Genomic DNA, 24520 nt, shown 5'->3' with positions numbered 1-24520 from the left:
TAGGGCGCGGTAGAGGGCAAATCCCGAAACTTTTTTCGAGGGCCGGGCGATTTTCCCGAAGCGGTGACACAGATCACTGACGTCGATGCTCTCGGTCGAATGTCGAGCGCTGCGTTCGAGGACATCTGTACACAAGAACATAACCTATCTAAATAGAGTTTTCATATCCGGACATGTACAGATGTCCGCACGTTGGGCGCGACGGTCGGCCACTGTCGTACATCTGCCAACTGCTACTTCGCCCCGCCCCCTCACCAAACACGTCACAGCATCCGTGTCTTCCTTCTGACCGTCCCAATGGCCACGCCTCCCGTAGGCTCGCACTTGCCAAGCAAGTACGTCAAGCCAACGTGCGCCTGCTTTGCGGACATCTGTCCACACAACACTGCACTCAATCGACTGCATTCTAGATCCACCTTCTACCTTGCATGTACATCTGTACGCAGGCTATCGCGGTGATGAACTTCAAACGCGCCGTAGAAAAGACCACGCTATCGACCTTGTTCGCAAACGAACTCGCGCAACGTGAGCATCGCGTGTTGCACTCAAATTGTGACTCACCCTCACGCGGCAAAGCTGGTCGCAGTCAGGGTCGTTTTGGAAAACGGAAAAAATCGTGGCATACAATTTGCCATTTTCTGAAACGGCCCCTTGTTGACATAAGGGAGCTGATATTCCAATATCTGTTGACCTTGACCAATTCGGAACGTCTGACATACTCACAATGCAGTTGCATCTGTTCGCAATGAATCGAGGTCTTATGCACGAACCGATTCACCCAAGAAAGGTCTTACCACACGGGGAGTGTTTTCTATTTGTGGATGAGGTGTTATCGATTGATACCCGCCGTATTGTAGCATCGCGCGCCATACCTTTGCAGGAACCTTGGACCAATGCACACTTTCCTGGTGATCCCCTGGTGCCCGGAGTGCTGCTCATTGAAGGGATGACACAGACCTGCGGTATTCTCGCGCGATCTCTTGGCCCAAAGGACGGCAGCGCAGTCGGCGTACTGGCAGCAGTTGATCGTGCCCGGTTTTTCCGTCCTGTTAAGCCAGGCACGACGATAGTCTATTCGGCAGAACTCGACGTCAGGGCAGGATCATTGTTTCGATTCGACGCAGCAGTGCACGTTGGAGAAGACATGGTCGCCAAAGCCAAAATATCGCTATCGCTCGGGCAACACAAACCAACCGTGGGAGAAGTATGAGCATACTACGCGATACCTCGCCGGGTCAGCGTTACAATTCCGCCTGCAATGGCACGGGCCAGAACATCGAGCGCAAATGCTGAATTTGCGTATCGATTTGCCCATTCCAGTGCGCCTGTCCCAGATTCCGCAGCGAGGACAAGATCTACCATATGCTGATCGTCGCTCACGCATTGCAAGCGTTCGACGTCGAAGACAGCTCGTGTGCCACGTGTCGAAGATACCCAGTAGTACGGACCGGCTATCGTCAAGAATTTGCCCGCTAGGGCAGGAAGCGCCTGAGGCACCAGAACTGGTGCCATTCGCGTCTCGTTTACCAAAGATGTGGGAATGACCCAGCGCGTGAACGTCGACCATTCCTCCCAATGTGAAGGCGACTCGCGAATACATTTCTCCAACCACTTGTAAAGAGCCCTAGTACCACGTTCGCGAAACGTCGTTTTGTCTTCGTGGTTCTCTGCCCTGATGGGCGGATAAAAGCAAAGCAGGGGGGGCCTGCCTGCCCGTTCCCGAGCACGAACAGGAATCATGGGAACGTTCGCATGTACAGCAAGTGCCGCGATTCCGGTGCGGGCAGAAATGGTACGACTCAAAAAAGGAAGATAGATACTGCCGCGGTCGTGAGCATAACCATTGATGCCGGAATTCCCGTCTGCAAACGCAATCACCACACGCCCTGCTGCAAGTGCGCGGGCAAGTGACCACAACGAGCATACATCTCGGCTGCTTACGACAGCAAATGATTCGGGGCCCGTCCCAACGAAGGATTGCTGCCAGGCGTCCATTTGCACCATGCTAGAAAGCACTGTCGTGTTTGGGGCGTCCACTAGGAGTGTCACTGAAAGGCCGATGTCGAACAGCGCTTGCGGTATCGAGCGATAACGTCCGAAATGCGCTGGCACGATAATGGCTCCTTGCCCTGCCAAGAGTGCGGCATCAAGATGCTCACGACCTTCCATATCAAACGGCTCCCTAATGTCGAGTTCCCGGAAGATACGATTGTGAAGATAATGGCGCCGATTCGCTTGATCAGCGATTCGTACGACAGTGTTTCGAGGGAGTTCGTGAGAAAAAGCCATTGCGACACCCATGCGGCAAAGGTCTGCACGGGCCTCAACGGAGCGTCGCAGGGATTCGTTTTGACGCATTTGGCGTAATTCGTCACGCAACGCCAACCATCTAGCGCGCACGGCGGGAATGGTTGTCTGTTCGGTGTTCATCGAGAGACCTCCATGGGCACCATCAGTTGATGCTTGACAAACCGAGTATTGCCGATACTCTGCATTGACACAAACCGCGATAATCAATGCGATTGTCGTGCAAGTGGACACCGCACCGGCCCCAACCACGAAACGCGTCCGTCGATATCGCGCTGCACCGGTGCGGGATCCTACACTACAGTACCGAACGTTGCTCGAGTACTATGCTTGTTCCGCCGCGATGCATTTCATGAGATCTTGCGTGTCGCCCGTAAACGCATTCACACCATACACGTGGAGCAAATCGCCTTCGCGAACGACAGCCAGGTTCATGCCTGCGGCATCTTGATGAACGCCAAATTCGGGTGCACTTGCTGCATTTCCAGCAATGCGCGGGTCAACCACCCGAAACCCCTTTGAATCCTTGACGACACGGAGCTGAAGCATTTGCTTCTCACCGAGCCGTTGTTCGGGGAGCGTGAACGTCATCGGAGTGCGCGGGTCCACATTGACTTTGATCCGTGCGCTGGGCTTCGATGCGGACGAGAGCAAACCAGCAATTGCGGCAGCCGATGAGGCGGCGGCCGCAGCGGCGGCTGCGTTTGCCCCCAGTTGATCGAGCAATTCTTTTTTTGTCTTTTCGTCGAACATGAGCATTGCCTTTCCAACGTCCGAGCCCATTCTCGGACGAGCCTTTGGGGCATTATGTGCCTGCGGTGAGTAGGCGTTCGATCTGCTCTGCAAACCACTTTTCGCGCGTTGATCGTGCCCCAAACACAACGCTAAGCGGATCCTCGAGCCTGGCGCCTAGAGGAGCGTACACGCCGCATGCACTTACTGCATGTATGCCACTGTAATGGCGGTAATCTCCACTAGCGCTTGCAAAGTCCCAAGAAACAGTTCCAGCCACTAGACCAGTCAACAAACTCGCTGTAAGAATGCTCGAAACGTCTGCCAATGCGCATTGTCCTGGCGTGCATACGCAATGCTCGCCAGAAAAGGCCCATGTCCAGGAGCGGCGTCCATCTGCGAATACAATGTCGAACTGCTGCCGCACATGCAGGCGCCGGTGCCCCTCGAAGAGCGTGCGTTCCTGATTAACAATTCGCAGCATGTGGTCCTCGAAAAATGCGCTGACGAATGGCAAGCTTGATGCTATAGAGAAGAGTTCGCCTCGGTGTTCGTTGACCTGGCAGCCAGCATCATCCGGCCGATATGCAAGCTCTTCCCAGCGGTATGGTCCCGATTTGCAGTATTCGACCTGATTTTTTTGAACGCCAACGACATCCTGTGTAAGTACAATTCTGTCCCCAGAATCCATCTCGAAAATTTGTGAATCCCATGCCGGGTTCGCACGAACGACGTCCTCAACAAAGCGCGTTCGCGTGATCGGAAACAGCACGTGATTTAGCCACGCGTGGTGCCCGGTGGCTCGAAATCCACACGAGCCAGGCACGAGAGAGCGTGCACCGATCTGGAGCGCCGTGGAAATTATGGTCCCATACATTTCATAGGGGAACTGACGCGCACCGCCGATAGCCACCAATTGATCCTGGAGTGGTTGCCACGGTACAATGGCGAGATGGATCTCGGGGAAACGCAATCGAATTTCGGCAATGACGGAGAGCGGTGGGTTCGTATCCACAAGGTTCCACAGAACGATGTTACCATCGCGAACGATAAATCCGTGCTGGATTGTATCTGCCGCACCGGGCGTTGGGATGATTTCCAGCGACCCGATTGTAACGGGTTCAAGATTGCGCAATGGGCGGATCCGCAAAAAACCAAGACCGTCGAGGCAGGCAAGGAGCAGCGAATCCGCGGCGCAGTATATAGGTAACTCCCGTGGCATGAGCGCCATTGAATGCAAATCGAAATGGTCGAGGCGCGCCTGGCTTAAAAAGACGGCATCCAATGGCGGTAATTGTTCGATATCTAGCTCCCGCCGTGGATATACCTCATAGAGGCCTTCGTGGTGGGCTCCGAAAAAGAGTGGATCGAAGAGGATGGTTCCTTCCGCTCCCCGAATGAGTAACATCGCATGTCCGAGAAAATCGATGTTCATGGCGCTTGTTCTTTCTTCTTACGTTCCACGTACGCCGCTAAGGTGTTTACCGTGTGAAAGTCGTCTTCGGCAACGTCGTCAAATGGCAGGGAGAATTCTGTAGAGAGCCCTGCAATGATCTCGAGGCTGGCCAAAGAGTCGAGCCCCAGGCCACCGTGTTCGTCAGGGGCAAACAGGAGCATGTCTTTCGGAAATGTCTGGGCATCGAAGCCCTCAAGTTCGAGCCGCTCAATGATGATCTTCGCAATGTGTTCCGGTAGATTCATGACGAGACCTCACGTGGACGAATGGGAGACGACAAATGGCTCATTGATTCGCCGCAAACACAACGAGGCAACACTGCCACCAAATCCTAATGAATTGCAAAGCGCCAACGGAATATCGCCAGCTTGCGGTTCTTTTGGCAAATTGAGCGGCGGTGTATGTGACAATGGCGTACGAAGCCCAATAGTGCCCGGTACGAGTCTATCATGCATGCACAGTATGGCAGCAATAACCTGAATGGCGCCCGCTGCTCCAAGCGTGTGCCCTACTTGGCTCTTGATAGATGAGACATGAATTGGGCCCGGAATCGCAAATGCTTCGACTACTGAAGAAATTGCGCGAAGTTCTGCGCTATCGTTTGCCGGCGTTCCAGTCCCATGTGCCGAGACAAGCGCTAAATCTTCGGCATGGCCATCCTCGGCAAGCGCACTCGACATGACTTCCATTGCGCCCTTACCCTCGGGGTCGGGTGCGGTTGCATGATGGCCGTCTCCAGCACTTCGATATCCCGTAATTGCCGCAAGGATGCGCGCGCCACGACTGCGCGCTTCGCTTTCTCGTTCAAGTACACAATACGCGGCTCCGTCGCCAAGAGACATGCCTTGTCGTTGCACATCGAATGGTTGACAGCCATTCGGATCAATTGCACGCAAACTGCTGAAACCGGCGAAACTCAGCAAAGAAAACGTGTCATTCCCGCCCGCTAATGCGCAATCGATTCGGTGGGATCGAAGTAATCGTGCCGCAAGACCGAATGCATTGAGGCCGGACGAGCAAGCAGTATTAATTGTTAGATTGACGCCGCGCGCATTGATCCGCGCTGCAATGCTCCTGCCAACCCATGACGCTGATCGAGCGACAAGGGATGCGTCTGGGACGCGACCTTCTACAACACGTTGTCTGACAAATTCCAAAAGTCCATGGTTCGCGCCGTGTGACGTACCATTGAGCACTCCAACGCGGCGTTTGTCGTACATTCCAGCGGGAATCTCCGCTGCTTCATACGCATCGAGAGCCGTCTCAACAGCCAGAGTGCTCGGCCAATCGACTGCTCGCCTGGCGTTATCCCACATTGATGGCGGTTCGGGCTCGATCTGCATAGCCATCTTTGTTGGAAAAAACGGATGATCGTCGAACAGCATGCCTCGCACCGGGCGAAATCCTCGATCACCGCGTCGCATTGCGGAAAGTAGGGGCTCTGTTCCCCGACCAAAGCACGTCCAAAGGCCCAGACCCGTAATGACAATGCGATCTGACATGACATCCTCACCCAATTGCTGCGCCACCATCAACCTTGATCACTTCGCCTGTGAGATATGCCGGCGCTTCAGTGGCCAAAAACGTGACGACAGCAGCGATTTCCTCTGGTGTCCCCATGCGTGGAATTGGCTGCGAGCGTACTGTTCCGTTTCGCCTGTTTCTCGCCATTTCGGTGTCGACAAGTCCAGGAGCAACAACGTTTACAGTCACTCCCGAAGGCGCTAGTTCCCTGGCAAGTACTTTCGACAGCGCAATGATGGCGGCCTTTGATGTCGCATATGCGGAAAGACCTACGCTACAATGCATTGCGGCAATCGACGCAATGTTGATGATTCGCCCTTTCCGTTCGCGCATGAGCAGCGGAATTGCAATCTTAGAGCAGTTGACAACTCCGCCCAAATTTGTATTGAGGATAGTCCAAAAATCCTCCAGCTTTGTCAACGCGAACAAGCTTTCGTGGAGCACCCCCGCATTGTTGACAAGCACGTCGAGGCGGCCAAAGTCCTCGGTTATGGATTGAAACATACGGCTAACCGCGTTCCAATCCGCTACGTCAGCACGAAACATATGCGCCTGGCCACCCGAGCGAACAATTTCGTCGAGAAGGTCGACCGCAGCTTGTTCGCTTCGTTCATAGTTCACGACAACGCAAAAGCCATTTTTGGCTAGTTCCAGCGATATTGCTCTACCAATTCCGCGGGCGCCTCCAGTGACGAGTGCCACACGCTTCGATTGAATTGTGTCATGCATATTCAGATCCTTTATCGAAGGACGGCGCCAAAGTAGAGTGCGTGATTCTCCATGTTAAATACGAGCGCCACCGGCGCTCTGTTTCTCTTCAACGAAGTGCGCCGAATGGAGTCTGCTGCCCATGCGATAGATGCTGCCGCTGCCATACCAGCACCCTCGCCAATGTGCTTTTTTAGCGTAGTCGTCAGAGTACGACTAAGGCCAAGGATCGCCGCTGCTTCGCTTTCTGCGTCGTCAATCGCGGGCTGGCCATTGGCAGTGCCCACCATTAGCGCCACATCGTCGATGTGGACGCCCGCATCATTTAGAACCTCGCGCAACAATTGCGCTATTCCTGCGCCAGTCGGTCGCCCCCAGCACGCGATATCTGCTTCTTCGATTTTTTCGAGCGCCGAATCCGATCCAACAGCCACACTTGCGAGTTCGGCATAGACTTGCGCGCCTCGTTGCCGTGCGTGATGAGCTCGCTCTAGCAAACACATCACAGCCCCCTCTCCCTTTATGGCTCCCTCCTGCCCTGGCTTTGCGAGATATCCAAGAGCCTCTGCGGCAGGCAACGTAGTGGCCTCGACTTCGTCGATACCACCGCAGAGAATGGCGTCTGCTTCTCCGGATCGCAACGCCTCGAATCCAAGCATGAAGGCGCCCCCGCCCACTGTGAGAATGTGAGGGCCATGAAGACCCAAGTGAATCGATATCGCGCCGAGCGGGGCGTTCTGGACACTCTGTGAAAATGCTAGTGGGCTCATCCGCTGAGGCCCCTCTCTGAACATTGGCTCGGCAGCTTTGACGACGACTGCGGTTGCGCCCTGATTTCGATTGAGAAAGATTCCGGTGCTTGGGCGAGCTGCAGGAGGAAGGTTGGAATCCTCGATAGCTTCCTTGGCAGCGAGAAGTGCCATGCGGGTCAGTGGGAACGGTAGCGGTGGTCTTATTTGGGGGAATTTACGCTGAAACTCTGACAAGTCGCGGACGAGTCCCACTGCCCGATCCTCGACCCCCGGAAGCAACGGCCCCGCTGATGCAATTGCACTTCTGCCATCACATAGTCCTTTCCGAAGCGCGTTCAAGCCAACGCCATAGGCAGTGACCGCACCGATACCAGTTATGACAACAGAATCTTCCGTGGAGAGCATTTCCACGCTCCGTTCCCAAACGTTCTTCGATTGCACATCGTTGCTTGTTTTTGGACGCGCGCAAGCCACCACCGTATTATTGTCAAGCCGAACTACCTGCCGGCACGAAGTCTATGATATGTCAAGGCGGACTCGCGAAACCTCTCGTTCCTGCGAGAATTCACCACATTCTCGTCGACGAAAATTGGCTTGACAAAAGTCAAGAAAATTGCGCACTTTAGGCACAACCCGCCTGTTTTCATCAATCGCTAACAATTACAATACATTAACTATCGGTCTTTTTTTGTCCCTGTGCAAAAAGCCACATAGTAGTGTATGTTATTGCTGTCAAAAAATGTCCTAGCGCCTGTATCCACCTACGCCTTGGACCTTGGGATAGTCAAGTAGCTAATCGAAGGAGGTATTTGCACGGTTTCTGATGGACGGGCCTGTCATGCGCATCGGCAGCAGGGAAGCGACACGCCCCGACGTTTCGCGCCGATGCGAGCCTGTCGTGACGCGATTTTCCCATCAAATAATTTGCCCCTGCCCTCTGTGCCAACATCATTCTGACTTCCGCTAAGAAGGGGCTTGTCGGAAGCTAGAACTCGCGCCCTACTTTGTCCCCACCCCTTCCCCCGCCCAACAGCACCATGTCACCGCATCCGCGTCGTTCTTCTCCACCGTACCGATGGCCAGGCCTCCCGTGGGCTCGCACTTGCCAGGCACGTACGTCAGGTCGACGAGCTCCTTGCTCCCGACGGCCACGCCGGGCATCAGGTTCGAGCACTCGTACGTCTCGGAGTTCAGCACGTCATTCTGGATGAACTTCGTGCACTGCTCGTCTTCGTACACGTTGAACGTCCCGTAACAAGCGCCGCCCGCTGCTTTGCAGCCGCATTCGGTGCATTGACGCGTATCCGTGTAGCCCGTGTTCGAATACGCAATGACCTGGTCCGTGTATTTCGAGCCGCTCGGGCATTCGTGAATGCCTTTTTCTTGGTGCCGCACGCAATGACGCCAGCCTTCCGGCAAAACCGCGAATCGTTTCGAATCGTGGTCGGGACAAGACAAATCAATGGGCGTAGCATTGCACGAAAGCACCCGCGTGCCCCACGTGGGCGAGTCGGAATGCAACTTCGGTACAGGGACCGGAATGGGCTCGCATCCCTCGACCGGATCGAGAAGCGCCGACGTGTAAATCGATTGCGCGCACGGTATTCCGCTGCCAACCGGGCACTCGGCGCCCGCCGGCATCGCGTTTATGCTCGTGCAGGAGCCATCCCAGTTCTCGGGGGCCGAGAAGTCGGACGTGTAGGTCTGCAACACCTCGCAGAAGTCCGCGCGAAGGTGGATGCTGTTCGGCCGGGGTGAACACGAGCCCTCGATGGGACCGCATACGCATGCCGGACATCCCGGATCGGGCACCACGAGGTCGTTGTACCCACGACCACCAAAGGCGCCGATCTCGGGGGCGCAACCAGGGTCCTCTGCTTTCGGCCCAACCCACAGCGGTTGTGGTGCGTCAAACTTATCCGGCGCGTTCGGGACGCAGACGCTCTCGATCGCCTCGTCCATCGCCTGCCCTTCGTAGCCGGGGAAGTTCGGCCGGCATCCTGCGCCGTCGTAGCCGGCATCTCGCGCGGCCTCGAGCTGGTGGCGAGCCTCGGTACAGAAGGGATCATCCCATTCTGGATCTTTGGGGTCCGTGGGGCAGCAACTGTTGTTCATGCCGTTCCACTGATCAGCCGAACAACCATCGGCGAGGGCGACGAACACCGAAGACGTCACGACCACGAGGGCGATGATTTTCCGTTCCATCCAGTTTGACCGAGTAACAGACAAACCATCACCACGTCAACAAGGCTGTTGCGCCAAATCCTCCCAGCACAGGCAAACCAACCCATAAGCCGTTGCCGTTTTTGCCTACGGTATAGCTATTCGAGAGCACGACGCCCTCACCCCAAAGTTGGAGATGAACTGGCGCACGCACGAGCAAATCGACCCCCGCGTGAAGCCCTCCGCCAAACCTGGTCTGCCATCGATCGTCCTCCGACAAACTCTTCATGCCACTCGCTTGGAGCAGCCCACAACCAAACAAGAACCTATAATGCGCGCACGGTCGCAGCCCTGCTGCCCACGTGACAAGCCGCATGTCCGGTGCACTGTCAAGCGTTCCTACGGCCCATGCAACGCGTGCGTCTGCGTTGATAGAGAAAAACCCACGGCGAAAGCCTCCACTGATTTGAGGTCCAACGGCTACGCCGGGAGTGGCCTCTAGCACGAGCACTGCCCCGCCACCAACATGAAAACGCGTATATGAGTCGGACAAACGTTTTGGCGGTTTGCCCACGACCGCCGGTTTGGGGTCCGGGTTTGGTTTGGCCTCCTCCTGAACGGGTGGAGGGGGTGGCAGTGGCTTCAACTCGAGCCTGACCTTGTATTCCCCCCCGGCAGGGATGTCGATTGTCTCGGTGCCATCCTCGAACCCCTCCAGTTTGGCTTGGAACGTATGCGAGCCTGCGACCACGAAGACATGAAATGAGTTTTTGCCTGAATCGGGCTCTTGCTTCCCGTCAATGAGGATCTCCGCGTTCTGTTCGGACACGAATACCTCGACGTAACAGACCTTGGGGCGCACGCGCTTGAACGCATCGTGGAACTGCCGCATGAGGTATGGCGATGCTTGTGCCTTGGTAATCGCACTCAGCAAATACGCCGCAGCCACGTTAGGTTCGCCAATCTCCAAGATAACGAGGCCCAACCGGCCCTCGACCGCAGGGTCACTGCGAATGGCAAGTGCTTGGTTGTATGCTTTGAGCGCGTCCGAAATTCGATGTGCCAGCCGCGCCCTGTCCCCGGCAGTAACCAGTTCTGCAAATGTCTGGGCGTCTTGCGCGGCGGCTTTGTTGGGCACAGACACGGAAACGAGAAGAACGAACAAGGCGGGAACAGTGCGCATCATGGCCATTTTACCGGGTCCTGCCTCATGGCAGGCTTACCGGCGAAGGGGGGTGGCGTCGAATTACGTCCTCGTACTCACGTCGCGTTTCTTCATCCATCTCAGGTGGCTTTTCGGCGTTTGGCGGCGGCTCTTCCTCCTCCCGCAGATTTGGTTCTGTGACGGGTGTCTGCGCGCCTTCCTGGGGTGCGCTGCATCCGGCAAACACGACGAACACGATGCAAATCAGGGTCTTGTCCATGGCGGCAAGTTAGCGTTCTTGACGTTTTCTTGGCCAACTGGCCGAAGACCAGTCGTCGCAATTTGCCGGCAGCTTTGTGGGCATCGCCGCCCTCGATGGAGCGCACCTGCTCGATGACTGCGGAGAGGGGGTCTTCGTTGGGGAACACGGCCAAAACGAACGGAGGGACGCCAAGAGCGCGCGCCGTGGCCACGACGGTGCCAACGTTGATCAAGACGAGGCCCCGTTCGACGCTGGACATGTGTCCTTTGGACAAACCGGCAGAAGCTGCGAGCGTTGCGATGGACATGCCGCGTTCGAGGCGCAATTCACGAATTCTGGCCCCCAGTTTTGCGGCAATGGGGTCGGGAATCGAACGACGAGGCATGATGGCGAAGGCCCTCAATTCTCGACGAGCGGGCGCACTTTATTCCTTATTTGGGCGATACAATCAGGGTCCTTGCGCATCATTTCGATGATGTGCCCCATATCGTCGTTTTCGGTGTCGTGATTCAATAAGTCGAGCGGGGCGACTCCAAGTGCCTTGGCGATGGCCCGAAGCGTTTTCGTATTTGCTGCCAACTGCCCCAGCTCGATGGCCATGACGTGGAATGGGTGCACCCCAGCCTGCTTTCCGAAGTCGCGGAGCGATAGTTTTTGCTCCATGCGCAATCTACGGATTCTCATGCCCACAAGAACGACGAGCGAATCCTCTGCATATTGTTGACGCAACATATTCCTCCAATGCAGCGGATGAACCGCGCCTGATTCACACGTATGCGGTCCCGAATGTGGGACCGTTGTCGCTTACTTTTTTCTCGCCGGGAGAGACCGAGGTGCTTGACGCCGAGCGCGTTCCATTTCCTCGGGATCGATTGGCGGACTCAAGCTTGGGGTATCGCTCGAGCTCGACGCTGTCGGAGCCTGCGCGCTGGCCGAACTCGACGCTGTCGGAGCCTGCACGCTGGCCGAGCTCGATGCTGCGGGAATTTGCATGCTGCTGCCTTGGCGGGGGGGAACGTAGTCCAAAGGGACGACGTCCTCGACGACGCTCACGGGAGGCGCGCGAAGGCCCTTGTTGGCCGTTTGGGCAAGCGGTGGATCCCAAAAATAGTAAATGGCCACGATGCTCGTCGGAACGAGTATGAGCAGCACGAGCACGATGGCAATCGTGACTGCCGAAACGGCGGACCCCACAGCCGCCGAAACCACGGGGGCCACGGGAACGGGAGGAGCACCGGGCACAACCGGCGGCGGTCCGGGTGGATCCGGCGGACCTCCTCCGAACGTGGGGACACGTCCTTCGGCCCTCCAGATGGCGCTGAACGCGGCGCGCTGCACGTCGGTGAATTCGAACGCGAGCGGGGCGATGACGGCGCCTCGCTTTTCGCTTTTCTCGTCGCCGTTTTCGTCTTCGAAGATGGCGAGGAGCCGAGCCATCGCACGCCACAAGCGGCTGGTAATGGCTTCCTCACTCACGCCCACTTGGTTCGCGACATCGGCGTATGTGCGCCCATCGATTTTGCATTCTTTCACCAACCATCGTTCGTGGTCGCTGAGTTTTTCGAGGGCATTGAACAAGGCCACCGCGCGGACAGTCTCGCGCTCCACGTGCTCGTTGAACCACCTCACTTGTTCGGCAAATTCTTCTGCGTCGTGAAGCAGAGCGCCTTGGCGGTAGACTTCCCGCCTCGCACGGCACTCGAGGCGACTCGCCAATTGCACAAAGACACGACGCGCTTCGTCTCGCGTGACGGGCAGGTCCCGGAGCTCCCACAAGGCGAGCCGGATCTCTTGGCAGATGTCTTCGGCCTTGCCCTTTCCGCAGCGAGCCGAAGCTCGCATCCACTGCTCGAACTCGGCGACGTACGAAACTAGGGGCACTGGCTGCTCAGGGGCGGGCTTGGGAGCGGACTTGGTCTTCACAAGAAGCTAGGGCATCGAGAAGAGCACATCCTTTCAGGCCCATGTCGATTTTTTTGCGAAGGTGGTGCAGGGCACGAGACGATGTACGAGCTGCTGGCAGCAGCGCGCGGACAGATGTACACGGACGTGGGCGCGCGAAGCAATCGGAAAGCGGAAACGGTTCAACTCGTGCGTGGACAGATGTACGCTTGACGGCGCGTGGACCTCGGCGCCTCATGTACGCTTGACGGCGCGTGGACCTCGGCGCCTCGGCGGCACTCGTCGTTTGAACCGCGACCCCGCCGTGGTTGGCGGCGTGAAGCGAATCGTGAATCACAACACGAATTTGAGAGAAGCGCGTCGTGCCTCGGGGGGTCGCGGGCATGTCCCGGAGCTCCCAGAACGCCCAGCGAATCCGTTGGCAGAATTGATGCCTTTTGTTCGCCAAAGGTAGCCAACGCACAAACCTGCGTGCGAACAGCCACGCTTCGTGCGGACATCCGTACACACGAATGGGACGCGAGCAAGTCAAAGCAGCACATAGGCTTTAGTCGTCGCGCGGACATCTGTACACTTGCGTTCGACGGACGGAGGTCGGCGGCGGGACATGCCTCTTTGTGTGGGCGACGCGTTGCGGGCGGGTTTTATCGAGCAGCCGCGTTGTTGCCGGGATACAATTTATCCGCGGTGCCCCTGAGTCCAACACGCCGACGGCAAATCGGTTGGGATATTCCACCTGCAAGTATTGGGCGATTTTTGTGAGGATCTGATTATCGTTTCCCCGCGTCACGTGAAGCAGCACAAATTCGCGCGAACTCACAAACGTGTCAAACGTTTCCATTCTTACCGTCGTGAGTGTGGCCGTGAACACAGAACCACAAACTAATCATCACTGAACGTGCGTCAACCTCTGCCACAGCTCGCCTGTTTGCCCGCCAATTATTTGTGGACATCTGTACACAGAAGTCGATCGAAATTCAATATTAGACACTAATGTCTCATGGACATCTGTACACTTGCGTTGACTCGTGGCTGTTCATCGTGGCGGTCGGGTGCAAACCCGTTGGCTGTATCCACGGGAGTCGAGCAGCTGGAGTGTCGTGACGGGCCGATTCGATTGCGGTTCGACAAGACAGCGCTCGTTTTGGCAGAGAGAAAAAATCTTCGTCAATACGGGTGGAGCATGGGCATGCCGGTGTATTGGAGCATGGGCAACCCAAGCAAGACTTGGTGTCTTGCTTGGCTCCCGATGTTTGGTACTTATGAAAAAAACAAAGAAACGAACTTCCAAAAAACGTGCCGTCTCCGTCAATTCAAAATCCGTTCGCAAAATCATCTGGTTTCTTTTGCGACTATTTGCATCGATTGCTTTTGACGACCACACAATGCCGTTTGATGATTTTCCACCACCATCTGAATCGCCACCGTCAACCATGACGGAGAACGACGAAGACGAGTGACGTTGACATGATGAACCGAGTGCTCGACGGCTCATGCACCATCGAGCTTGACTGCTAGTCGCTGGCATCAGTGGCCGCATGCCCCGCGATCCGGTCGTCAAACCAATCATCCATTTCCTTGTTCTTTGTCATACTTACGAATGGCTCCCTTTGAAGAAGCTTGATCACGGTGTCCTTCGTGATATTTCGAGCGCGCCAGAGATCAAGCTCGGATATTTCCGCAATGCCGGAATGAACGAGCCTACTTCGCTTATCGTACAATTCACGGATTTCCGTGGACAGTTTTTTGCGTACTTCTGGACTGGCAAGCTGCCCTATGCGAAGTTGAAGTCGGTACGTGATGGCGTCCGCATGTTTCGTGCCCATAACCAGCGCTTCCAATGCCATCATGAAAAGCAGGAAAGCTTCGTCTCGACGTCGAGCAATGGTCGCTCTGCCTGCCCAACGCAAAGCCGCCAAAAGGCGGTGATCGATCTCGGTCCTGTTGGTGTCGTCTTTTTTTAGAATTTCCGCGACGCGATCAAACGCGTACTCCTTCGCCGCCTCAGCGTCCGCAGGGTATAGCCAAACGTCGTCTATCGGTCCCACGTTGTCCGTGGCGGGTGAAAAAACCTCTTTGCCTACTGGACGGGCAATATACGCGAGGATCGTTGGATCCGGTTCGCACTTCAAGGCAGCGCGCGCACGGTAATTGATGGGACGCCAAAGATCCGCATAAAAATTGACAACGTCCAGGGTAAGACGTATCTCCTCCAAGCCCGCTGTTGCTGCGGCCGAATCGTCCCCCTCGAATGCCATTACCTTGACGCACGCCCAAGGGCTATTCCCGAATTCGTCGTCAATTTCTTCGCGCGCGCCTTGGCGACAGGACGCTCTCACCGATTCTGGCAGGTCGCAGGGTGCGTCGTCTGCAAATACCAACTTAGCAGATAATGAGTCCGGTGGTGGGTGGAAGGACGTTCGTCCGACATCAATCGGTAAACAGTCCTCGTTTATCCCAATGATCGAAAAATAGACCTCCCATTCGATAAACGGCTTGTCTAACACCGTCTCTATGTGCGCAATGGCCCGGCGTCGCTGCTCCTTATCCATCTCTCTGTCAGCATTCTCTCTTGCTACCAAAATGGCTTCCTGGACAACGTCTTTTATCTTCGCAAAACTCCACTCGTGCTTTGCATATTTTGTTCGAATGTTCTCCACCAATTGGAAAAGTTCGGCGCGCTGTGCCTCATCCAAGAAGATTGCGCCGGATGGAGTCATGTATCGGAGGCCGCGGCGGGTATCTTGTGGATCGATCGTGCGCGGCATATCCTGCATTTTTGCGAGATATCGATCAACTTGATCCCTGAGAGATTTGGAGAACGGCATGCTGATACACCCTGGGCGGTAGCCTAGCCCAACGCGAGCTCGTTGTGCAAGTCCGCGCCACAGCTTGGCCGCATAGGTCGCCCTTGTGTACAGGTGTCCACATGCGAGTGGGTGATGAGTGGGTGATGGACGGGCGTTGATACCCTGCTCGTCGCCAAGAACGTTAATCGGCATACACGCAATCACAGACGCATTCTCGACTCGATCCCGAGATTGGGGTCATGTCGCCGCAAGCGATTTGCTCAATCCAGACCCGAAGCTGTACGAGATGCGCTTGTCGATCAAAGTAGTCCGCAGGCGTGGGTTTTTCGTTCTTTCGAATCATGGCATCACGCTTTGCTTCTGCTTCCGCGAGGGTACGAAATTGCTTGTAACCATATCGAACGCCATCTCTTGACCACCATACCGCAAAACGGTAGCCCAATTCGTACGAACGAATATATTCATTGATCTCCCGCTCTTGCTCACGCTGCGCTCTAGTCTTTCGGCCCATTCGTGACAGAGTAATGCTTCGATCGGTGGAGGTAAGGGGCAGCGAGCACATGCTCGCCGCGGTGTGCGAGAGCACCTCGGTCGAGCTGACGCCAAGGACGTTAATGCCAGCCGTGCCGAGATCGACGAGCTTCCGCTCATGCAGCTTTGCGAGGACGCCCGGCAGCTCGAGTTTGGTGATGTTGTTCGTCCGGGCGAGTGCCTCGACTCGCGGCATCGGGACCGTGACGCCATCCTGCCCCGACAAGACCGACAGGAGCACGCCGGCCTTTCCCGCCAAACCGATGTTATCGAAGTCGGTACGGTTTACGACTGCATCGAGCTTGCTGGCGTGGTGGAAGATCCAAGCGCCCCGAGTTTTAGCGTCCATCTGCTTCACCGATCCGCAATTGACAAGCACGCCGTCGGAAGCGTGTCAAGCTCGAAATGCTCCCTGGCAGGATCGAAAGTCGTTTGGCTGGGCGCAAATTCAACCTGACCCGTGAAGCAACGAGAGCGCAATCAGAATAGAGCGCAATCAGAATAATGGCGGTGGGTTGATCAGGGCGGGCCGTCTGGTGTCGAGATCGAAGAAGTGTGCGGAGACTGGGCTGTATGGGATGACAAACGCAGTTCTTGAGAGTGTGACGACGTACCGCAGACGCAACAGCAGCGAGACTTGAGCAATGATACGATGTCCCGATGTCTGCACGGTGAGGTAGTGGCCCCGAGCTGCGGTACCATCGGACGCTCGTTCGATCGTTCCTGGATCGGTTCGAACTTCAACAAGCCTTTCGGCTACTGGGATCCCATAGCGGATGAAGCGACGGATATCGTTGAACTCGGGCATTCGTGCAATACCGGCTGTTTGTGTTGCTGCGAAATAATTGAAGGCAATCTTGGATATCGCACGGAAGTCGAGTTCACCGATTTGCGCGAGCGTTTTGCTCAACATCTCCGTGTTCGCATGCTGGTACTTTGCTTCCATCGTGCCGCGAGCATAACCTCGGGCTTCCAGCACTTCTTGCGCTCGCTCAATCGAACACCCTTCGGAGCGTGCGACAGTGTCACGCCCATAACCTTGCGCAGTCAATTCATCCTTGGTGGGAATGTCGTCGAGAAGGAACCACTCGAACGGCCCCTCCGCCGACTCTGCAAAGCCGACCTGCGGAGCCAGGGTAATGTTCAAAGATCGCTCGTCGCCCCCCGGTACATAAAAGGCATACGCGCCCTTGAGCGGCCCCTCTTCGTTGATGCGGACTTGAAGTGTACTTCGCTTGCCGCGTGTCTGAAACTTGGAGGCTTCTTTCAAGCCGGCGCGCACTCGTTCCGGTGCCTCGATCGAATCCCGTGCCAATTTCTCGTCGAATTCGCTGCCGAATAAATCGTTACACTTCTTACATACACACTTGAGCACGAGATTGTTCTCGAACACACCGAATGATCGCGGGATTACGTGCTCCGTGTTGAACTTGGATTCGTCCTTCTCCTCCAAGCAGTAGATACAACATTGCGTCGAGCGAGCATTGGGCCTGGGCATGTTTCCTCTCGAACCGCGAGCGCAAGCTCCGAGCGCCCGCTGTCCAAGCGTAGTTGGGCGCCCTCATGCCGCAAGGGTCCGGCTGCAATTGTACCATCGTCGCTCGGCCCGAGGGGCAGCGCATGCACAATCGGCGTGGTAGAGAACGCCATGTCCTACGAAACTACCGAAGCCAAGACCATCTTTGTCAAAGCACATCTACAGCTTGATCCTGCGTCTCATTACAAAGATCGCGAGGTTGCTGCCCACGAACTACTGGACGCAATTGAGACAACCGCCAAGACCACAGGGTACAGCGTTAGCAAACCTTCCTATGGAGTCCGCACGATCACGCACATGTTTCACGGTTCTGTAAGTGCCGTTGTGGAAGACGATCGATTCTTCCTCTATGTCGAGGGCCCGCCCGCGAGGAGGATCACAGACGAACTCGGTATCGAGTATGACCCAGTGACGAAGGGTTTTGTTGGAAGGGAGCAGGACAAGTTCAATGCACCCACGCCAGGAGCGCCCTCCAAGAAGCGGAGTGCTGTCGCCGTCGTAGCCGAACAAATCGTCGCGCTCATCGCCGAGCAATCCGAAGCGAAGCGTCGGGCACGCTGATTCACGTGTACTGGTTCCGAAGCCGCTCGTGGACATCTGTACGCAACTTCAGCGTTGCGTTCCGAATTCATTAGCAAATGGACGTGTACAGATGTCCGCACGACGGACTCAGCTTCCTTGAGGGGCGCCAAGCGGAAAGCGCGCTTGATGCGCTCGATGACAAGCGGCCTCGTGAATCTCGACGAGCGCCAACGCGAGGGCGCCGTGCGGCTCTCTAAGAAGTCGCTCCAATCAGTCTTTCTCAATACTCCTCCGGAAGCAGCACGGTCGTATACGACCTGTCCCACTCGGTGATGATGTACATCTTCCGACCGTCGTCGAACTTGTAGGCGCTCACAAGGCGTTCATCGTCCTTCAACGCCAACTCGTTTGCTCGCTTGTCCTCTTCTTCGAGGTCCCCCCAGTCGCCGTTTGCGTGCCGAAGCAAACATCCCAGCACTTCCTCACGCGTGAACACATCCCTCGACCCCCGAGTCTGCACGACTTCCCCCAACGAGAACCCTCGCTTGTCATCCACGATGCCCTCCCATGGCGAACATAGCGCGGACATCTGTACACACAACATATGGCATACACGCAACAACATCTTCTATCACGTGCGTACATTTGTACACAAAGCAAAGCGTGCGCTCATGCTCGTTCGCCGACCGTGCCTTCACGATGCAGCGACCAGACGATCGAGCGCGTCCGTTTCGCTCAGCAACATCCAGCATCCGGCGCGTCAGTAAGGCGCTTGCGGACATCTGTACACAACCATGAAACTTGAAACTTGTTAGACCCGCACTTGCGTGCGGACATCTGTACACGGCCGAGCGACCACGCGAGCGAGGGCGCCGAAGGGCGCCTGGTGGAGCCGCTCTGGATCGGTCGGTCACACCCGGTAACATTCCTTTACCGAGCGCGTGTAGGGTCGTGTCAGAAAACGGTAGGACTACGGGCACATCGAAACTCGTCCAGACGGTGGGCAATTGAGATTTGCCTTTCGAGAACTCGATGAACTCGACTCCGTCTCGTGACGAGTGGTCCTCGGCACCCGTTGACTTCCGACTCCTAGTCAAACTAACGTGCGCCATCATGAACGCGCCCGCCAAACCTCCTCAGCTAGAAGTCGTCCGCACGGTGTTCCGCTATGGGAAGAACAGCGATCCCAAGCCTGGCACGAGGTATGTAATCGAACTTGGGCCTGGACAATTTTATGTGGAGGAGTGGCATAGCGGAAAGGGATCGCCTTATAGGGTCGCTGGCCCCATCGACGAGCCCATGGCACTTGCTGTACTTTCTGCCCATCACCCGACAGAGTTACCGCATACGATTGGTGAATGGAAGGCGCTCTCGGAGCTTCCTTCAGGCCGCTATTTGGTCGTGAACGTGGGATATAAAGAGGCATCCCTGATCGAATGTCGAGCGGCCAACGTGGAAGGATTGCCTCCACCAGAGGGTGATGAGTCTGATTGCGGCATTCGGCTTCCGAATATTACAGTGCAAGAAGGAAGCACCGCACGCGTATATCGCCTGCATATCGACTTCGGATCCATTGCGAAGGCAATGTTTGAGAACGCGGGGCACTTGTATGCCCGAGGTCAGAACTTACTCCCGATGTACTGCACGTTCGGTATGAATTCGGAAGGCGCGTTTGCGATTCCAGACAACGTGCGGTAGAGCGTCTGCGCGAAGGAGGACGTAATGGCAGCAGATCGCGAAAGCTACGACATGCACCTGACTTCACGAGGGTGGATCAAGGGTACGTCCGAAACTGGCTTTGGGGCGGCCGAGGTTATCCCAACCCCGCCAGATACCGTTTTGACGATTCAGTTCAACCAGAATACGTCTTCGATATACAGTAAGCCGGATTATTGGGTGGACGTCATATTCAAGTCGAGCGACGAGACAGCCATCGCGGCATTGAAGGAGCGGTTCGGAGCAAGACCCCCCGGCTTCCACCGCTGGGGTTGACTTCGGCAAATCGATGGCAATACTTTCGGCCGCCGCCGCTCCGGCATTACCCCGCCTTGGTCCGCCCCCCAGGACCCTCGGCGCGGGGCGAAGAGGGATGTCCTCAGAGCCGGGATAGGTGCGTCTTCTTCACCGCGAGCGTCGACAGGGGGGGCTGCGATGCGCGCGGTTGTCGAGGAAGATGCTCTCATGCCCAGCAAATTCAAAAAACTCGTTCGCGAGCGCAGGGAAAAGACCGGCGAGTCTCGGCAGACCGCTGCCCGACATATTCGGAATCAGCGGCGGCCAGTTGGACGGTTCGAGGCGATTCTCTTGAACATCATCGAGCTGACGAAGAAGCGCCAGGAAGAGTATGAAGCCGATCCGCGATATCGGGAAAGGAAATCAATGGCTGAGATAGCGCAATTCGTGGACGAAGACTTGCTCTCACCACCGCCAGCCAAAAAAGCTCTCGATGACGCGCTACACGCTCTTCCTCGTACAGACGTCTGGAAACTGGTCGCCATGATGTATTTCGGGGTTCCCTGGGAGGAAAACGACGTTTTTACAATTTACCAGGGGATGTTCAAAAACGATGGCACGGTGATGTCGCTCGGCAAGCGACGCGTTGTCCAGTACCTGGAGAATGGTCTTGCACGAGCAAAGCGAGACGGCATCGACTTAGAAGCCAGCTTTGACAAGGCGGCGTAGCTGACAGAAGTCATAAGCGAAAGCCCGGTCCCACGCGCCTTTGTCTTGCGCTTGGGCCGGGGGCTACTTCGCGTATGCCAACATGTCGACCTGTGCCGCGCCAACAATGTGCATCGCAGGCTTCAAACACATCAACAAAACCCACAGAAACCCATGAATCGGGTGCAAATTGACATGGGAACTTTGCCGTCCCAACGACGAGCCCAGAATCGAGGACTACCCTCGACGCTTTCGAGTCGCAACCTTGAGCGCCTCGCGACACCTTTCAAGCCCTGCCTTGTCGATGCAAACGTCCAAGGGACGTTGGTTCTTGAGAAACGAGTTCGCCGCGCGCATCCAAAAGTCAACCCATTCTTCATCTCGGTAGCGCCGGGCTTCCTTGCGCAGGGTCTCCTGGAGTTCGTTGACTTTCAATTTGTGCAGCCATTCTTCATTCCGCCGCTTTCGTTCATCCATCAGCTCGCTATAGGCGGCGCGCTCCTGATCCTCGCTGAACCCTTCAATTACTTTTATTGATACGCCTCCCAGTGATTGCAACGGCCGGTCTATCCAGGCTTCGACTTCACTCTCGCCAGCAGAAGCGACGAGCCGCTCGATTAGCACTTGCCTCCGCCGTGCGTTCGCCTCACGGGCTTCCTCGGCGGCCTTCCGCGCCCGCTCCTCCCTCTCCTGCTCGGCCTTCCGCGCCCGCTCCTCCCTCTCCTGTTCGGCCTTTTCTCGTGCGAGTCGCTGTTCCTCGCGGCGAGCTTGCTGCTCCTTTTCGAGGGGCAGACCGAGAAGGTTCTCTTCGGGGTAAGCTCCGAACTCTCGCATGCGTTCCAGCCGCCTCAGGTGGTTATCCAGATTATCGTAGTCCCCTCCGCCCGCCATCGCCAGCGCCGCCGGCGAGCCCGCGAGCCCGCTATGCTGGGTACGCATCCATTGCGCTACATCCAGCCCGTGCTTCCCCCCGAGCTTTTTTATCCGGTCTTCGAGCTGAGCCACCCGGTGACGTCCATCCGCCCGAGCCCGGAGCATCTGGGCTTCTTTCGCAGTCCGTTCGTTGCGGTGCCACCTGCCAGATTGTTGGTTTATTATGCGTTGCGCTGCAAGGTGGCTGAGATACGCATCAACGGACTCCCGCGGCGAGTTGAAGTCAACTTGCCTGATCCGAACGGCGTCGGCCAGTTCCACGCTGATGTCATCGGCGAACTGTCGCCGCACGAGACCACGTTGTCGAAGTTGTTTCAGCACATGCGCCGTCTCGAACTCCCAACGAAGGCCGCGCTGGTCGAGGATGAGCCAGTCCAGAATGGCCACCTGCCAGACTTGGGCTGCGACGGCGAAGCACACGTTGCCGGGGAATTGAATTCCGACGAGATCCCGCAGGCTGGTGTCAAGCACGAGATCCACGAGATCCTGGTCCGCCCGCGAGCCTGTCCCTAGCGGCACAGTTCTGATTGTTCGAAACGACTCCGCGAGCCGTTCCGCCTGTGCGTCGAGCTTTGCCTGCTTCTCTTGGCGCATTCGCAATTCACGCGCGAGATCCTCGGCAGCCATGCGCTCGAACTCGGCCTGCAATCGTTCTTTGGCATTCTCCTCTCGGGCATTGAACAGCCAAATTCGAGGGGCAGTGGTGATAATGGCCTGCTCCATCTCCTCCTGAGAAGCATTCCCAGGCACTTTCGAGAGGTCTATCTCAATGGCCGCCACCTTGCGCTCGCGGATGAGTTCCTTCTTTTCCGGCTCGCACGGATGCGTGACAGCAACCTCAATGAAAAGCTCCTTGGTACCATCTTCGACTCTGCGACGACCGAGGATGTCGGGGCGCATGCCCCCCATGTCCGGCTCGATGACGACCTCATCGAGCGTGAACATCACCGCGTCGCAAATGCTCTTCGTACAACCTTTGTACTTGGCGACGACCGGCGGCAGCATCACCTGCTTCTGATCGGCGATCACCTGTTTGCCGAGCATGTGCAGCATCGTCTCATATGCGGCGACGCAGTTCCGATCCGAGTGATGTGCAAAGTGATGCGTTTTTATCGGTCCTTTGTTCGCGATCAGCTTGCCGCTGCAGCTCGGGCAGACGCATCCGCAGGCAAGCCCCTTCTTCACCTCGGAGATGTGCAGGAGTCGGCCGTCCGGCGCCATTCCGTAGGGTAGCTTGACGTCGCCGCTTTGCGGAATTCCTGGACACGGATGCACCCTTCGCCGCACCTCAACCCTCCGATCCTTTAACCCTCCGATCCTTTTTCGACGGGGAAACTTGTTGATTTCAAGCTCCGCCCCAATCACCACCTTTGTCTTCTAAAGTTTTGCCGCGGCGCTCGTACTCTATCTCCGCCTCCTTTGCAATCGCTGCAATATCCGCTTTGCCGATGTTTGGGGCGACTCTCGCTGCAGCGATCATGACGATTTTGTAGACGGTCTGCGGGCGCTCACGCAGTTCAGTCTCAGCTGCTTTGGCCAGTTTGGCAATATCGCCAGCTCCGAGCTCTACGCTGAGCTGAGAACGAACTTTTTCCACTGCGAGCTGCACTAATGCGTATATGTCATTAGTCGTCAATTGAACATAGTTGGATCCCATTAGATCGGCCCTTCTGCATTGGCATTTCCGGTCAGCGAAATCACCCAGTTCTTATGCCCACACGAACTCCCCATCATTGCTTGGGGCGGATGTTTAGCCTGCCTGCCTGCATATGTCGAGTCGGTTTGCTGCATCCAATGAGCTTACCACCAGCCGGCGCCACGAGACTTCCACATCGGCCTGCCGCTGATGCGCTCGTCATCTCGAGCGGTCGCACCATACATCTCTTTTTTCTCGCAAACCAAGGTTTTCGAGACGCCCGCCGAGATGACCTGCACGGCACGTGAAATCTGCACGTTGACCCATCGAAAGCGATTCTCGATTGCGCTCCATCTGGACGAGTGTTGAGTCCGCTCCAGCGACCCCGATGCGACGCCGCAGAAGGGGCTTAGCGGTCGCTTTTTCCGTTTTCTTAGGCGACCCCGAGTACCAACAAGCAAGCTACTTCTTTTTCCGAGTTCGTCGGCGGACTTGTGGCTCGGGTGCAGCGCTCGATGCTTCGGCTGCCGCTGCCGGTGATACTGCTGGCGACTCCGCCAGCGCGACCTCGGAGGGCGCAGCCGTTGGCGATTCCGCCAACGCCTTCGCTTCCGCAGCTGCCGGCTCAACCTTGGGCGGCGATTCTGCCATTCTTGGCGATAGTTTTTGCTGCTCGTGCAAAGCGAGCATCATATTGGCCCGGCTGCGAATTTCCTCGAAATTGGCGGTTGTCGGAGACGTTCCACCGGTCACGAGCTCCGCCAAGAGAAACATTCGCTCGTTCTCGCGATTGCCGCGCGTATTTGCAGCGTCCGCACAATCACTGAAAAGCGCTGCAAGTCTGTTCTTGTCTACATCGGCAACGAGCAAACTCGTGATGGTGGCAAAAGCCTCCTCGGGCTCCAATTGCACGAGTTCATCCACGACCATTTGTTATCAA

26 protein-coding genes are annotated in these 24520 nt (G+C 56.4%); 6 read left to right on the top strand and 20 right to left on the bottom strand.

Annotated elements, in window-relative coordinates:
• Positions 1–724: 724 nt before the first annotated feature.
• Positions 725–1210, top strand: coding sequence for a beta-hydroxyacyl-ACP dehydratase (locus IPM54_10510; GenBank protein ID MBK9260255.1), 486 nt, complete (start codon positions 725–727; stop codon positions 1208–1210).
• 5 nt (positions 1211–1215) lie between these two features.
• On the opposite strand, the gene IPM54_10505 is transcribed toward IPM54_10510, so the two are convergent.
• From IPM54_10505 to IPM54_10450, 12 genes are all read right to left on the bottom strand, one after another.
• Positions 1216–2430 carry a hypothetical protein gene (locus IPM54_10505; GenBank protein ID MBK9260254.1) on the bottom strand — a complete coding sequence of 405 codons (1215 nt, stop codon included), beginning with the start codon at positions 2428–2430 and terminating at the stop codon, positions 1216–1218.
• Between the two features lie 201 nt (positions 2431–2631).
• Positions 2632–3090 carry a hypothetical protein gene (locus IPM54_10500; protein ID MBK9260253.1) on the bottom strand — a complete coding sequence of 153 codons (459 nt, stop codon included), beginning with the start codon at positions 3088–3090 and terminating at the stop codon, positions 2632–2634.
• Between the two features lie 22 nt (positions 3091–3112).
• On the bottom strand, positions 3113–4474 hold the full coding sequence (locus tag IPM54_10495; GenBank protein MBK9260252.1) for an MBL fold metallo-hydrolase: 1362 nt from the start codon (positions 4472–4474) through the stop codon (positions 3113–3115).
• The gene (locus IPM54_10490; protein ID MBK9260251.1) at positions 4471–4740 is read right to left on the bottom strand and encodes an acyl carrier protein; all 270 of its coding nucleotides are present in this window, start codon (positions 4738–4740) and stop codon (positions 4471–4473) included. The genes IPM54_10495 and IPM54_10490 overlap by 4 nt, the downstream gene beginning before the upstream one ends.
• Before the next feature lie 9 nt (positions 4741–4749).
• Positions 4750–5997, bottom strand: a complete 1248-nt coding sequence (locus tag IPM54_10485) for a beta-ketoacyl-[acyl-carrier-protein] synthase family protein (GenBank protein ID MBK9260250.1) — start codon at positions 5995–5997, stop codon at positions 4750–4752.
• A 7-nt stretch (positions 5998–6004) separates the two neighbouring features.
• On the bottom strand, positions 6005–6748 hold the full coding sequence (locus IPM54_10480) for a 3-oxoacyl-ACP reductase FabG (GenBank protein MBK9260249.1): 744 nt from the start codon (positions 6746–6748) through the stop codon (positions 6005–6007).
• A gap of 11 nt (positions 6749–6759) precedes the next feature.
• A complete protein-coding gene (locus IPM54_10475; protein ID MBK9260248.1) occupies positions 6760–7890 on the bottom strand; it encodes a hypothetical protein in 1131 nt (376 codons plus the stop codon).
• 588 nt (positions 7891–8478) lie between these two features.
• On the bottom strand, positions 8479–9684 hold the full coding sequence (locus IPM54_10470; protein ID MBK9260247.1) for a hypothetical protein: 1206 nt from the start codon (positions 9682–9684) through the stop codon (positions 8479–8481).
• A gap of 28 nt (positions 9685–9712) precedes the next feature.
• The gene (locus IPM54_10465) at positions 9713–10828 is read right to left on the bottom strand and encodes a PEGA domain-containing protein (GenBank protein MBK9260246.1); all 1116 of its coding nucleotides are present in this window, start codon (positions 10826–10828) and stop codon (positions 9713–9715) included.
• 98 nt (positions 10829–10926) lie between these two features.
• Positions 10927–11433, bottom strand: a complete 507-nt coding sequence (locus IPM54_10460) for a helix-turn-helix domain-containing protein (protein ID MBK9260245.1) — start codon at positions 11431–11433, stop codon at positions 10927–10929.
• Between the two features lie 14 nt (positions 11434–11447).
• Positions 11448–11732, bottom strand: coding sequence for a helix-turn-helix transcriptional regulator (locus tag IPM54_10455; protein MBK9260244.1), 285 nt, complete (start codon positions 11730–11732; stop codon positions 11448–11450).
• A gap of 120 nt (positions 11733–11852) precedes the next feature.
• Positions 11853–12890, bottom strand: a complete 1038-nt coding sequence (locus tag IPM54_10450) for a sigma-70 family RNA polymerase sigma factor (protein ID MBK9260243.1) — start codon at positions 12888–12890, stop codon at positions 11853–11855.
• Positions 12891–14050: 1160 nt separating this feature from the next.
• Between IPM54_10450 and IPM54_10445 the strand changes: the two genes are divergently transcribed.
• Positions 14051–14410 (top strand): hypothetical protein, encoded by a 360-nt coding sequence (locus IPM54_10445; protein MBK9260242.1) that lies wholly within the window; start codon positions 14051–14053, stop codon positions 14408–14410.
• Positions 14411–14464: 54 nt separating this feature from the next.
• Here the strand turns inward: IPM54_10445 and IPM54_10440 are convergent, their stop codons facing one another.
• From IPM54_10440 to IPM54_10430, 3 genes are all read right to left on the bottom strand, one after another.
• Positions 14465–15778 carry a hypothetical protein gene (locus IPM54_10440; protein ID MBK9260241.1) on the bottom strand — a complete coding sequence of 438 codons (1314 nt, stop codon included), beginning with the start codon at positions 15776–15778 and terminating at the stop codon, positions 14465–14467.
• A 163-nt stretch (positions 15779–15941) separates the two neighbouring features.
• Positions 15942–16640 (bottom strand): hypothetical protein, encoded by a 699-nt coding sequence (locus tag IPM54_10435; GenBank protein ID MBK9260240.1) that lies wholly within the window; start codon positions 16638–16640, stop codon positions 15942–15944.
• A 147-nt stretch (positions 16641–16787) separates the two neighbouring features.
• A complete protein-coding gene (locus tag IPM54_10430) occupies positions 16788–17744 on the bottom strand; it encodes a hypothetical protein (protein ID MBK9260239.1) in 957 nt (318 codons plus the stop codon).
• Positions 17745–17939: 195 nt separating this feature from the next.
• Here IPM54_10430 and IPM54_10425 point away from each other — a divergent pair, with 195 nt between their 5' ends.
• Complete coding sequence (locus IPM54_10425) at positions 17940–18389, top strand: hypothetical protein (protein ID MBK9260238.1); 450 nt, start codon at positions 17940–17942, stop codon at positions 18387–18389.
• A 241-nt stretch (positions 18390–18630) separates the two neighbouring features.
• Here IPM54_10425 and IPM54_10420 read toward each other — a convergent pair whose 3' ends face one another.
• Positions 18631–18939, bottom strand: a complete 309-nt coding sequence (locus IPM54_10420; protein ID MBK9260237.1) for a hypothetical protein — start codon at positions 18937–18939, stop codon at positions 18631–18633.
• A gap of 710 nt (positions 18940–19649) precedes the next feature.
• Here IPM54_10420 and IPM54_10415 point away from each other — a divergent pair.
• From IPM54_10415 to IPM54_10405, 3 genes are all read left to right on the top strand, one after another.
• Positions 19650–20048, top strand: a complete 399-nt coding sequence (locus tag IPM54_10415) for a hypothetical protein (protein MBK9260236.1) — start codon at positions 19650–19652, stop codon at positions 20046–20048.
• 24 nt (positions 20049–20072) lie between these two features.
• On the top strand, positions 20073–20342 hold the full coding sequence (locus IPM54_10410; GenBank protein ID MBK9260235.1) for a hypothetical protein: 270 nt from the start codon (positions 20073–20075) through the stop codon (positions 20340–20342).
• Between the two features lie 189 nt (positions 20343–20531).
• On the top strand, positions 20532–21032 hold the full coding sequence (locus tag IPM54_10405) for a hypothetical protein (protein MBK9260234.1): 501 nt from the start codon (positions 20532–20534) through the stop codon (positions 21030–21032).
• 216 nt (positions 21033–21248) lie between these two features.
• Here IPM54_10405 and IPM54_10400 read toward each other — a convergent pair whose 3' ends face one another.
• The 4 genes from IPM54_10400 to IPM54_10385 all read right to left on the bottom strand — a co-directional run bounded on the left by IPM54_10400 (position 21249) and on the right by IPM54_10385 (position 24504).
• Positions 21249–23165 carry a DUF2384 domain-containing protein gene (locus tag IPM54_10400; GenBank protein MBK9260233.1) on the bottom strand — a complete coding sequence of 639 codons (1917 nt, stop codon included), beginning with the start codon at positions 23163–23165 and terminating at the stop codon, positions 21249–21251.
• Positions 23166–23289: 124 nt separating this feature from the next.
• Complete coding sequence (locus IPM54_10395) at positions 23290–23601, bottom strand: hypothetical protein (GenBank protein ID MBK9260232.1); 312 nt, start codon at positions 23599–23601, stop codon at positions 23290–23292.
• A 143-nt stretch (positions 23602–23744) separates the two neighbouring features.
• Positions 23745–23897: a hypothetical protein gene (locus tag IPM54_10390; protein MBK9260231.1), complete on the bottom strand. Its 153-nt coding sequence runs from the start codon at positions 23895–23897 to the stop codon at positions 23745–23747.
• A gap of 145 nt (positions 23898–24042) precedes the next feature.
• Positions 24043–24504, bottom strand: coding sequence for a hypothetical protein (locus IPM54_10385; protein MBK9260230.1), 462 nt, complete (start codon positions 24502–24504; stop codon positions 24043–24045).
• Between the last annotated feature and the right edge of the window lie 16 nt (positions 24505–24520).

This window comes from Polyangiaceae bacterium, from assembly GCA_016715885.1.
Taxonomy (GTDB): Bacteria; Myxococcota_A; Polyangia; order Polyangiales; family Polyangiaceae; genus Polyangium.
This window is presented reverse-complemented; position numbering and strand designations above follow the sequence as displayed.

Bases quoted from the DNA above. Each gene is read 5' to 3' on its own strand.
- IPM54_10510 (MBK9260255.1), top strand. From the start codon at position 725: ATGCAGTTGCATCTGTTCGCAATGAATCGAGGTCTTATGCACGAACCG.
- IPM54_10505 (MBK9260254.1), bottom strand. From the start codon at position 2,430: ATGAACACCGAACAGACAACCATTCCCGCCGTGCGCGCTAGATGGTTG.
- IPM54_10500 (MBK9260253.1), bottom strand. From the start codon at position 3,090: ATGGGCTCGGACGTTGGAAAGGCAATGCTCATGTTCGACGAAAAGACA.
- IPM54_10495 (MBK9260252.1), bottom strand. From the start codon at position 4,474: ATGAACATCGATTTTCTCGGACATGCGATGTTACTCATTCGGGGAGCG.
- IPM54_10490 (MBK9260251.1), bottom strand. From the start codon at position 4,740: ATGAATCTACCGGAACACATTGCGAAGATCATCATTGAGCGGCTCGAA.
- IPM54_10485 (MBK9260250.1), bottom strand. From the start codon at position 5,997: ATGTCAGATCGCATTGTCATTACGGGTCTGGGCCTTTGGACGTGCTTT.
- IPM54_10480 (MBK9260249.1), bottom strand. From the start codon at position 6,748: ATGCATGACACAATTCAATCGAAGCGTGTGGCACTCGTCACTGGAGGC.
- IPM54_10470 (MBK9260247.1), bottom strand. From the start codon at position 9,684: ATGGAACGGAAAATCATCGCCCTCGTGGTCGTGACGTCTTCGGTGTTC.
- IPM54_10465 (MBK9260246.1), bottom strand. From the start codon at position 10,828: ATGATGCGCACTGTTCCCGCCTTGTTCGTTCTTCTCGTTTCCGTGTCT.
- IPM54_10460 (MBK9260245.1), bottom strand. From the start codon at position 11,433: ATGCCTCGTCGTTCGATTCCCGACCCCATTGCCGCAAAACTGGGGGCC.
- IPM54_10455 (MBK9260244.1), bottom strand. From the start codon at position 11,732: ATGAGAATCCGTAGATTGCGCATGGAGCAAAAACTATCGCTCCGCGAC.
- IPM54_10450 (MBK9260243.1), bottom strand. From the start codon at position 12,890: ATGCGAGCTTCGGCTCGCTGCGGAAAGGGCAAGGCCGAAGACATCTGC.
- IPM54_10440 (MBK9260241.1), bottom strand. From the start codon at position 15,778: ATGCCGTTCTCCAAATCTCTCAGGGATCAAGTTGATCGATATCTCGCA.
- IPM54_10435 (MBK9260240.1), bottom strand. From the start codon at position 16,640: ATGGACGCTAAAACTCGGGGCGCTTGGATCTTCCACCACGCCAGCAAG.
- IPM54_10425 (MBK9260238.1), top strand. From the start codon at position 17,940: ATGTCCTACGAAACTACCGAAGCCAAGACCATCTTTGTCAAAGCACAT.
- IPM54_10420 (MBK9260237.1), bottom strand. From the start codon at position 18,939: ATGTCCGCGCTATGTTCGCCATGGGAGGGCATCGTGGATGACAAGCGA.
- IPM54_10415 (MBK9260236.1), top strand. From the start codon at position 19,650: ATGGCACTTGCTGTACTTTCTGCCCATCACCCGACAGAGTTACCGCAT.
- IPM54_10410 (MBK9260235.1), top strand. From the start codon at position 20,073: ATGGCAGCAGATCGCGAAAGCTACGACATGCACCTGACTTCACGAGGG.
- IPM54_10405 (MBK9260234.1), top strand. From the start codon at position 20,532: ATGCCCAGCAAATTCAAAAAACTCGTTCGCGAGCGCAGGGAAAAGACC.
- IPM54_10400 (MBK9260233.1), bottom strand. From the start codon at position 23,165: ATGGCGCCGGACGGCCGACTCCTGCACATCTCCGAGGTGAAGAAGGGG.
- IPM54_10395 (MBK9260232.1), bottom strand. From the start codon at position 23,601: ATGGGATCCAACTATGTTCAATTGACGACTAATGACATATACGCATTA.